This window comes from Candidatus Zixiibacteriota bacterium (genome assembly GCA_040752595.1).
Classification (GTDB): domain Bacteria; phylum Zixibacteria; class MSB-5A5; order WJJR01; family WJJR01; genus JACQFV01.
In genome coordinates this window covers 1-8,680 of the sequence record JBFMGX010000023.1, presented here as the reverse complement: position 1 = coordinate 8,680, position 8,680 = coordinate 1, and the positions used below count along the sequence as shown (strand labels likewise).

The following is an 8,680-nucleotide window of genomic DNA, read 5'->3' as shown; positions in this document are numbered from 1 at the left end:
GTTCAACAACTTACCAGCCGAAAGGATACGCCCTTCCTGATTTCTCAACAAGTTTCTTGACACGACCGGCAATTCGTGGCAATCGATGTGTTCAGTGAAGAGTCCTTTGTCGGCGCCACGGCAGAGGAAGCCGCAAAGAAAGCGGCGCATTTGTGTCCCGGTGGGTTCTTTCACTTGATTCGGATCGGCTTCAACGGCGTGTATCGCATGGGCACACTTCTGACCAATGCGGATTACTCATTCCTTTGAGGGACTGAACATCCCGACAATTCCCATCACCGTCCGCGGCCCGGTGGCCGCGTATGGTGATCATCAATTCAATGCAGGAGTCGACGCCGGCTTCACCGCATTCCTGTCGCTGCCGTTCTTCGATGCTGTCAAACCCGGGCTGATCTTTAGTGGTGTCATGCCGCTCACTCTTGCAGATGGGAAGCCGACGAGCTTCCTCTACTGCTTGGGTCAGGTTCAGATAGGGGAGAAGCAAGAGATAGGGGTCATCGTCATTTCTCCATCCGACGATGCACTCGTTGGGATGGAGTTCCTGAGACAGTTCGGGTTTCATCTCGAAATCGACCCTACGGCTAACACGGTGACACTCGACGATCATCTCGCAGAAGAACTGCCTCTCGATGCCTCCCCTCCCGGCGACTCCCCTGGGGTTTCTCCAGAAGCCCCTCCCGCCCCTCCCTCTTCCACCTGACCCACTTCCGACTCCTCGCGCAGGTTGAAAACCGACGCCGGAGTTGGTATACTCGCTGTTTGCGCCGAACGGTGCCGTCCGGCGCAGACAAGAGTCCGGCTGCCGACCGCTGGCAGCGAGGTCGGTGGCTGAGGTAGTTATCCGTTGCGTTGAACCATGTTCACCCAACTGACCGAACGCTTCGAGGGGATCCTGAAGACCTTGCGGGGGCATGGCAAGGTGTCGGAGAAGAACATTCAGGACGCCCTCAAGGAAGTGCGGCGGGCGCTTCTGGAAGCGGATGTCAACTACAAGGTGGTCAAGGAGTTCCTGGACGAGGTCCAGGCCGAGAGCGTTGGGGAGAAGGTCCTGCAATCGGTGACTCCGGGGCAGCAGATCATCAAGATCATTCATGACCGGATGGTGCACCTGCTGGGCGGGCAGCATCGGCCGGTACGTTTCGCCAAGCACCCGGCCCCGACGGTTTGGATGCTTGTGGGGCTGCAGGGGTCGGGTAAGACGACCACTTGCGGCAAGTTGGCGGCGCGATTCGCCAAAGCCGGGCGCAAGCCCTTGATGGTGGCTTGCGACTTGGCGCGTCCGGCGGCAGTGGAGCAACTCGTCCGTCTGGGCAAGCAGATCAATGTCCCCGTCCACACCGGCGCGGCCGGGGCCAAGCCGATCAATGTCGCGGTGGCGGGTCTGGCGGCAGCCACTGCGGCCCACAGCGATTTGGTAATTCTGGACACCGCCGGGCGGCTGCACGTCAACGATGAATTGATGCAGGAGGTGGCGGCGCTCAAAGGGCGGGTCCACCCCACCGAGACATTCTTCGTGGCCGATGCGATGACCGGGCAGGATGCGGTGACCTCGGCCAAGGCGTTCACGGAGCGCGTGGGCGTCGACGGCGTCATCTTCACCAAGCTCGATGGCGATGCCCGTGGCGGGGCGGCGCTGTCGGTCGTCAAGGTGGCCGGTGCCCCGATTCTCTTCGCCGGAGTGGGTGAGAAGATCGAGGACCTCGAGCCCTTCCATCCCGACCGCATGGCTGCCCGGATTCTCGGCATGGGTGATGTCGTGACCCTGGTTGAGAAGGCGCAAGAGGCGGTCGATGCCAAACTGGCGCAGAAATGGGAGGAGAAACTCCGCAAGGCGCAGTTTGACTTTGAGGACGTTCTTGAGCAACTTAAGCAGTTAGAGAAGATGGGACCGTTGGAGTCGGTGCTGGGGATGATCCCCGGCGTGGGGGGGAAACTGAAGGGACTGGCGGTTGATCCGCAGGCACAAAAGCGAACCGAGGCGATCATCCTCTCGATGACGCCCCAAGAAAGGCGGCAGCCGGAGATCCTGAACGGTTCACGGCGGCAGCGGATCGCCCATGGCTCGGGAACCTCAATTCAGGAGGTCAACCGCCTCATCAAGCAGTTCGGCATGATGCAGAAGATGATGAAGACATTGAACAAGCCGGGTCGTCGCGGCCGTGGGGGGATACCGTTCCCCGTGTGAGACTGTGCAGTTCGGGAGACTGCCGGAGGGAGAGGCCATGATGAGTGACCGGAGTCATCTATCCATGAAACTCAATGGAGTGCGTCACATTATCGCAGGAGGTATTCATTGTCGGTGACGATTCGCTTGCGCCGCGGCGGGCGGCGTAACAAACCAATCTACCGCGTGGTGGCGACCGATTCTCGCATGCCCCGCGACGGCCGTTTCCTGGAGGTTCTGGGGTGGTACCGTCCCCTCGACCGCCCGGGAAAGATCTCGCTGGACGTCGAGTCAACGCTCGATTGGCTGAAAAAGGGCGCGGTCCCGTCGGACACTGTGGCAGCGTTGTTCCGTCAGACGGGGATGGCGACGATCTGGCAGAAGGCCGAGAAGGGTGAGGACTACCAAAGCGTAACGCTGCGCGACACGGTCATCGAGAAGCCCCACAAAGTCAAGGCGCGGGCGCGGGCCCGAATGAAGGAATCGGCCGGCGAACAGAAGAGCGAGGCGCCGGCGGCATCCTGAGCGTCTGCGAAGCCGAAAGTGTGAGTACGATGGTCCCCATTCCGACCCTTTCCTGCTGTGGGAGAGGGCAGGGTGAAGGGTGCTGGATTCGATTGGGCGGCAGTGTGGCGACGACGCCGGAACGAATCGCGCTGGGGCGGATCGGTCGATCCCACGGCGTCACCGGTGCTTTCCGTGTCTGGCCCTATGCGGATGACTTTGAGCGGTTCACGCGACTGCGCCAGGTCGTTTTGACGCGCGGGAACAAGACGCTGGCGGCCGTCGTGCGGTCGGTGCAGATTTTGCCGGACTGCGTACTCATTCAGACGGAGGAAGTGACGCGGCCCGAGGATGTGGCGACTTGGCTGGGAGGCGATCTGGAAATCGCCGCGGAGGAGCGGGCCAAGCCTCCGGACGGTGAGTTCTTCCACGATCAGATCATCGGGCTGAGAGTGGAGACCACGGACGGTCAGCTTGTGGGAACGATTACCGGAATCATCGAGGCGCCGGCCAGTGATGTCTATGTGTGCCGTGATGGCGACCGTGAGTTCCTCATACCGGCGGTCGACGTCTTCATCCAGTCGATTGACCCAGCAGGCGGACGGATGGTGATTGCCCCGATTCCGGGGATGGTGGACTGACGACGACAGACGTGACCTTGCGCATTGATATCGTGACGGCGTTCCCGCCGATGTTTGCCGGCTTTCTGGGTGAATCGCTGATGGCGCGGGCGATGGATCAGGGAATTCTGGCCGTGAGCGTGCATGATCTGCGAGATTACTCCGATGATCCTGTCCATCGCACGATCGATGATGCGCCCTTCGGGGGCGGCGGCGGTATGATCCTGAAGGCGGAGCCGATTGCACGGGCGGTGGAAGACTTGCGCGGGGTGGTCGGAGGCGATGGCGTTTGCATTGTCCCCACGGCGCAGGGGCCCTGTTTTGACCAACATGCCGCCGATGAGTTGTCGGGCGAAGAGCATTTGATCTTTGTCTGCGGTCATTACACGGGGATAGATGAACGCGTCTTCGAATACCTGAGGCCGCGGCGCTACAGTATCGGCGACTATGTCCTTTCCGGCGGGGAGTTGCCGGCGATGGTCATGGTCGAGGCGATCGCGCGGCGACGGCCGGGTTTTCTGAGGAACGATGAATCGGCTCGCGGCGATTCGTTCGTGCGCGGCGACGGCGGTCTCGGCGCGCCCCAGTATACGCGCCCGGCCCAATGGCGCGGGCTGGATGTCCCGGATGTGCTGGTGTCGGGACATCACGCGCAGGTGGCGGCATGGCGACAAGAACAGGCCGAGGCCATGACCCGTCGCTTTCGCCCGGATCTCCTGGCACCCGCGACGCCGGGGAACGCGAACAAGATTGAGAGTTGATTCGGAAGTGATACCGGGACAAGAAGGAGCAAAGCCATGATTGATGTGACCACGGTCGGGCTGCCCGAACGGGAAACCCCGATCGTACCGTTCAACGCGGGCGACGTCGTGCGCGTGCACGTGAAGATCAAAGAGGGCGACAAGGAGCGCATCCAGGTGTTCCAGGGGACGGTGATCCAGCGTCGCGGCAGCGGGGCGGGCGCCAGCTTCACGGTGCGCAAGCTCTCGGCCGGGATTGGCGTGGAACGCATCTTCCCTCTGCATTCGCCGCATGTCGCCAAGGTGGAAGTCCTCAAGCAGGGGAAGGTCCGTCGCGCCAAGTTATTCTACATGCGCGGTCTGACCGGCCGCTCGGCGAAGGTCAAGGAGCGCAAGGGTGAGACCGAGAGAGCCGAGGGTGGTGAGTAGACTGCCGTGTCCTTCGCGGGTCGCATTTCCATTGGCGGTTGCGGCGCTTTGGCTGATGGTGTGTGGTGACGGCCGCGCCGCGATTCGCGACAGCAGTTCGACCGGTTTCACCGTCATCCACGAGCTCGATCTGCCGGGCGTGCCGACCACCATCTTCGATGCCATGACCGGCGACATCTCAGGATGGTGGGATCATTCGTTTTCGGAATCGCCACGTGCGCTGTACATCGAGCCGAAACCGGGAGGCGGATTCTACGAGACCTTCGACGCATCCGGCCATGGGGCACTCCATGCCACGGTCACCTATGCCGACCGCGGCAAGCTCCTCCGATTCGTGGGGCAACTGGGACTGTCCGGGCAGCCACTCTCGATGGTCCACTCGGTGGAGTTTGCTCCCTTGGGGACAGACAGCACCCGCGTGACGCTGACCGTACGTGCCTTTGGTCAGATCGCCGCCGGCTGGGCGACGGCTGTTGACGGTGCCTGGCGGCATTTCCTGTTCGAGCGATTCAAGGCATATGTTGAAAACGGTCGTAAGCCGTTGCCCAAAGCGCAGCGCTGAGGGCACGTTCTGCATAACCTCCGGTTCCTCTCCGTGAGGGCCGGAGATTTCACGTTGATCATCAGTCGCGGCGCAGTAGTAGAGGGTCCAGATGGACCGTTGGCACTTCGAGCGCCATTTCTGGAACGGCGGAATCGCGCGTGTCGCGGGGGTGGATGAAGTCGGTCGCGGCCCGCTGGCCGGGCCGGTGATCGCCGTCGCCGTGATCCTCGATGAGCACTTCGATGATCCCGGGATCGCCGACTCCAAGACACTCACGCCGGCGCAGCGTCTGGCCCTCTATCCACGGATCGCCTCCGGCGCAACGGCATGGGGTGTCGGGTCGGTGGACCCGGCGGACATTGACCGCATGAATATTCTGCGGGCGACGTTCCTGGCGATGCGCCGGGCGTTGTCCCAGCTTCCGGTTGTTCCCCAGGGCGTGTTGGTCGATGGCAAGGCGCACATCCCCGAGATCGACTGGCCGCAGCGTGCCATCATCGGCGGAGATCGTGCGAGTCTCTCGATCGGAGCCGCTTCGATTCTGGCCAAGGAGATCCGTGACCGGGTGATGGAGGAGTATGACGCCTCGTATCCGGGATATGGATTTGCGCGGCACAAAGGATACGCCACCGCCGAGCACCTGGAGGCGCTGCGGCGCCTCGGCCCGTCGCCGATTCACCGCCGGAGCTTCGCGCCGGTGCGCGATTGGCGGCAGGGTTCTCTCGTCTTGATGGGATGAATAGTTGCGTACGCGCGTGGCGAAACCGACCTCGCGACAGATGTCGCCGCCCGGCCGAGCCGGGGAGGGGATTGCCGCCGACTACCTCGAAGGCAAGGGGTACGTCATCGTCGCGCGCAACTGGCGCTCACCGCAGACCAGAAACGAGATCGATCTGATCGTCGAGGACGGGGATTGTCTGGTCTTCGTCGAGGTTAAAACTGCCCGCACGACGCGGTTCGGCGACCCTGTCACATGGATACCGTCCCGGAAACAGGCGGCGATCGCACGTGCGGCCGCGGCCTACAGGGTTGCCCTAAAACCGCGACATCGGGAGTTCCGGTTCGATGCCATTGCGATCGGTCCACCTGCACGCGGCCGGAAGCGGGCACTCACGCACGTTACGGGAGCGTTCACGTTGGGTGAGGGGTGGACGGTGTAGATGAGGCCCTCGGTGCCCCATTCGAAGGGTGGGATTTTTCGCCCGCGCCGCATTCGTCCCACGGCTGGCGCCGTGGGCTACTTTTTGCCGCCCCTTCGGGGCTTGCCTTTCTCGGTGATTCCAAGTCCCACGGCTGGCGCCGTGGGCTGATATCTGTCGCCCCTTTGGGGGCCTCTTAGTGAGCGGAGTCTCGACCTGTGGCGGCCTCGCCCGACATCGTTTGCGACCGTTTGGCCAACTCCGCTTGGATCTTCTCCCAGATCGGCCGCCATTGGTCGGGACGGTTGTTGTACGATGCCAGTTGCTGTTCGACCTCTTCCGGTGTCACTCCCAAGCCGCCGAGGATCCGGGTCTTGGCCTCCTCGTATTCGGGTGAGCCGATCGGCGAGGTCTCGGCGAGGATTGCCAGCTCCACATAGGCGCGCACGAAGGTCGCCTCGTCGATCTGCTCCTCGACTTGGGGCTTGACCGGGTTGACGATGTTGAGGTTGCCGCTCAGATACATGGCCCCGACGCCGACGAAGAGAAGCACAAGGGCAGCAATGATGATCAGACGCAGTTTCATATGGTCGGGCTCGCTTAACTTGAATTCTCGCCTCAATATAGTACCTGAATGCCGAAACGCCAAGGTCATTGCGTTGTCTCCCCGCCGGCGTGGTACCCCGGCGGGGGGAGCGGCGCGACCATGACCGACTTCTCCCGCTCCAGACGGACTGTTCCGGGGGCGGACTTGCACGGCTTTTTCACGTGGCGGACTTCGGCGTAGACGACCGGCACCAGACCGGCATGCTTGGCGCGCGAAAAGAACGCGGCGATCTGCGCCGCGGCCACGATCGTCTGCTGATCAAAGTCGATGCCCCGTTGGCGGCGTTTCAGAATCACATGGGACCCCGGGCACGCTTGGGCGTGCAGAAAGAGATCGTCGGGACGGGCATGGTGGAGCGTGAGGGTATCATTGTCGCGGCTGGAACGGCCGACCCAAACTCGGTCGATCCCGATGGCAAACTCGCGATAGGGAAGCCGGGGCTCGGGCCGCGCCACCCGTGGCCGTGTCGATGGGCGGCTCAAACCAAGCTCGGCGGACACTTCGGCCACGAGTGTTTCGGAGGGAGTCTTGTCCAGCATCGCGGCGCTGACCCTTGTCCAGCGTTCGTGCTCTCGGCGCACGGCATCGATTTGTGACCGGGCTCGTTCGGCCGCCCGTCTGAGCCGTCGGGCGCGTTCGTGGGCGGCGGCGATGTTCTCCTGCGGCCCCAACGCCGGATCGAGGGGGATGCTGATCGACGTCCCTGTCTCCCAGTCGGCGACGTTCAGTTGCGGCATTCCCCGTCTCAGTAGTTGCCGATAGGCGTTTAAGAGTTCGCAACAGTGTTGCCACTGCCGTGCCTCACCCTCGCGGTCGATGGCCTGCTGCAGTGCGGCGACTCGCCGTCCCAATTCGTTCCGGCGCCTGTCGATTGCCGTGTTCAGCGCCGCTTCCGAGTCCTTCCCTTCAACTTCGCGACCGGCATGCAGATCGCAGAGTGCCAGCAGGCCGGCCAATGGCCGACAGACGGCTTGGTCGGGGACCATGTCTGCGGCGGCGGCGACGCGTATGTGCTCTGCGTTCCAGTCGTCGGCGGGCAGGAATATGGTGCCGTCAGGTGCGGTGGCCATTCTGAGCGTGCCGACAAGATTCTCGAACTCGCGCCAGTAGATCGGTGACCATGACGGTTCAACTGTCGCTTCGGACTGCGTCGATGCCGTCATCTGCTGAGCAATCTGTCGGGCCAGTGCGGCGTCGATTCCCCAGATGTGGCGATGCCAGAAGACCTGTGCCGGGAGGTCCGCATTCTGTCGGCGCAGATGCAAGTAGTCAGAGAACGTCAGTGTTCGCCAGTCGGCCAAAGCTGGCACCGGTGGGGCCACGAACATGGCGCGGGGAGGACCATCTTTCGGCCGGTGGCCATACTCGAGAATTCCCCGATCGGTGGGATCGACCAGCCAGAGATTCCCCGCTGCGCCGGTCCAAGAGACGATGAGAAGCAGTGTGTCCTCCGCCCCGTCCGGACCGGACTTGGCCCAATGCAACTCAACCAGACGATCCGGGCCCGGCATGACAACCGAGGTCAACCTTCTTCCCCGCAAACGGTTAAACGATTCCGTAGACATGTATTCTCCGAATCCGTGGATGTCGGTCTTGTGCTTGGACCAGATGAAGGCGCTGTGCGTGCGTGTCCCCAAGACCAGATACCGTTTGCCACGTGATGAGCCGAGGATCAACAGGAAGCGTCCATGCGTGGCATCCCGCCGTATGGACTCGACGGTCATGCCGACCAAGTCGCGCCCGGCTTCAGCCGTCAGGCGCAAGAGGTGCCAACCGATGATCTTCATCGTCTTGGCTCAAGGGGAAAGGACGTGATGCCTCATGAGAAAAGGTAACCGAAGGTGAGTGGGGTTTGCGGGGTTGGGTTCATGCTTCATGTGACCGGAGTTGATGAAAGAGAGAGCGGAGCCTGTGATCAATCTCCTTTTTCAGT

General features: G+C 62.4%; 11 protein-coding genes and 1 pseudogene. 10 read left to right on the top strand and 2 right to left on the bottom strand.

The annotated features are described in order from the left end of the window. The first annotated feature begins 75 nt into the window (after positions 1 to 75). From AB1792_07110 to AB1792_07065, 10 genes and pseudogenes are all read left to right on the top strand, one after another. Complete coding sequence (locus AB1792_07110; protein ID MEW5701980.1) at positions 76 to 249, top strand: hypothetical protein; 174 nt, start codon at positions 76 to 78, stop codon at positions 247 to 249. Beyond that, complete coding sequence (locus AB1792_07105) at positions 227 to 700, top strand: hypothetical protein (GenBank protein ID MEW5701979.1); 474 nt, start codon at positions 227 to 229, stop codon at positions 698 to 700. Before AB1792_07110 ends, AB1792_07105 begins: the two co-directional genes overlap by 23 nt. Positions 701 to 856: 156 nt before the next feature. Beyond that, positions 857 to 2,185 (top strand): signal recognition particle protein, encoded by a 1,329-nt coding sequence (ffh, locus tag AB1792_07100; protein MEW5701978.1) that lies wholly within the window; start codon positions 857 to 859, stop codon positions 2,183 to 2,185. Between the two features lie 108 nt (positions 2,186 to 2,293). Further along, a pseudogene (rpsP, locus tag AB1792_07095) lies at positions 2,294 to 2,563 on the top strand (30S ribosomal protein S16). Positions 2,564 to 2,793: 230 nt separating this feature from the next. Beyond that, entirely contained in the window at positions 2,794 to 3,309 is a 516-nt protein-coding gene (gene rimM, locus AB1792_07090; GenBank protein MEW5701977.1) for a ribosome maturation factor RimM, read from the top strand. An 11-nt stretch (positions 3,310 to 3,320) separates the two neighbouring features. Then, positions 3,321 to 4,049, top strand: a complete 729-nt coding sequence (trmD, locus tag AB1792_07085; protein MEW5701976.1) for a tRNA (guanosine(37)-N1)-methyltransferase TrmD — start codon at positions 3,321 to 3,323, stop codon at positions 4,047 to 4,049. Positions 4,050 to 4,085: 36 nt separating this feature from the next. Continuing rightward, positions 4,086 to 4,457 carry a 50S ribosomal protein L19 gene (gene rplS / locus AB1792_07080; protein MEW5701975.1) on the top strand — a complete coding sequence of 124 codons (372 nt, stop codon included), beginning with the start codon at positions 4,086 to 4,088 and terminating at the stop codon, positions 4,455 to 4,457. Further along, positions 4,450 to 5,019 (top strand): hypothetical protein, encoded by a 570-nt coding sequence (locus AB1792_07075; protein MEW5701974.1) that lies wholly within the window; start codon positions 4,450 to 4,452, stop codon positions 5,017 to 5,019. The genes rplS and AB1792_07075 overlap by 8 nt, the downstream gene beginning before the upstream one ends. Positions 5,020 to 5,110: 91 nt before the next feature. After that, entirely contained in the window at positions 5,111 to 5,740 is a 630-nt protein-coding gene (locus AB1792_07070) for a ribonuclease HII (protein MEW5701973.1), read from the top strand. Positions 5,741 to 5,744: 4 nt separating this feature from the next. After that, complete coding sequence (locus AB1792_07065; GenBank protein MEW5701972.1) at positions 5,745 to 6,161, top strand: YraN family protein; 417 nt, start codon at positions 5,745 to 5,747, stop codon at positions 6,159 to 6,161. 175 nt (positions 6,162 to 6,336) lie between these two features. Here the strand turns inward: AB1792_07065 and AB1792_07060 are convergent, their stop codons facing one another. Together AB1792_07060 and AB1792_07055 are read right to left on the bottom strand one after the other, a co-directional pair. Next, positions 6,337 to 6,726, bottom strand: a complete 390-nt coding sequence (locus AB1792_07060; protein ID MEW5701971.1) for a hypothetical protein — start codon at positions 6,724 to 6,726, stop codon at positions 6,337 to 6,339. Positions 6,727 to 6,791: 65 nt separating this feature from the next. After that, positions 6,792 to 8,534 (bottom strand): NFACT RNA binding domain-containing protein, encoded by a 1,743-nt coding sequence (locus AB1792_07055; protein MEW5701970.1) that lies wholly within the window; start codon positions 8,532 to 8,534, stop codon positions 6,792 to 6,794. Positions 8,535 to 8,680 lie beyond the last annotated feature (146 nt).

Excerpts from the sequence above, each read along its gene's own strand:
- AB1792_07105 (MEW5701979.1), top strand. The coding sequence starts at position 227 with ATGCGGATTACTCATTCCTTTGAGGGACTGAACATCCCGACAATTCCC.
- AB1792_07070 (MEW5701973.1), top strand. The coding sequence starts at position 5,111 with ATGGACCGTTGGCACTTCGAGCGCCATTTCTGGAACGGCGGAATCGCG.
- AB1792_07055 (MEW5701970.1), bottom strand. The coding sequence starts at position 8,534 with ATGAAGATCATCGGTTGGCACCTCTTGCGCCTGACGGCTGAAGCCGGG.
- AB1792_07060 (MEW5701971.1), bottom strand. The coding sequence starts at position 6,726 with ATGAAACTGCGTCTGATCATCATTGCTGCCCTTGTGCTTCTCTTCGTC.
- rplS (MEW5701975.1), top strand. The coding sequence starts at position 4,086 with ATGATTGATGTGACCACGGTCGGGCTGCCCGAACGGGAAACCCCGATC.
- ffh (MEW5701978.1), top strand. The coding sequence starts at position 857 with ATGTTCACCCAACTGACCGAACGCTTCGAGGGGATCCTGAAGACCTTG.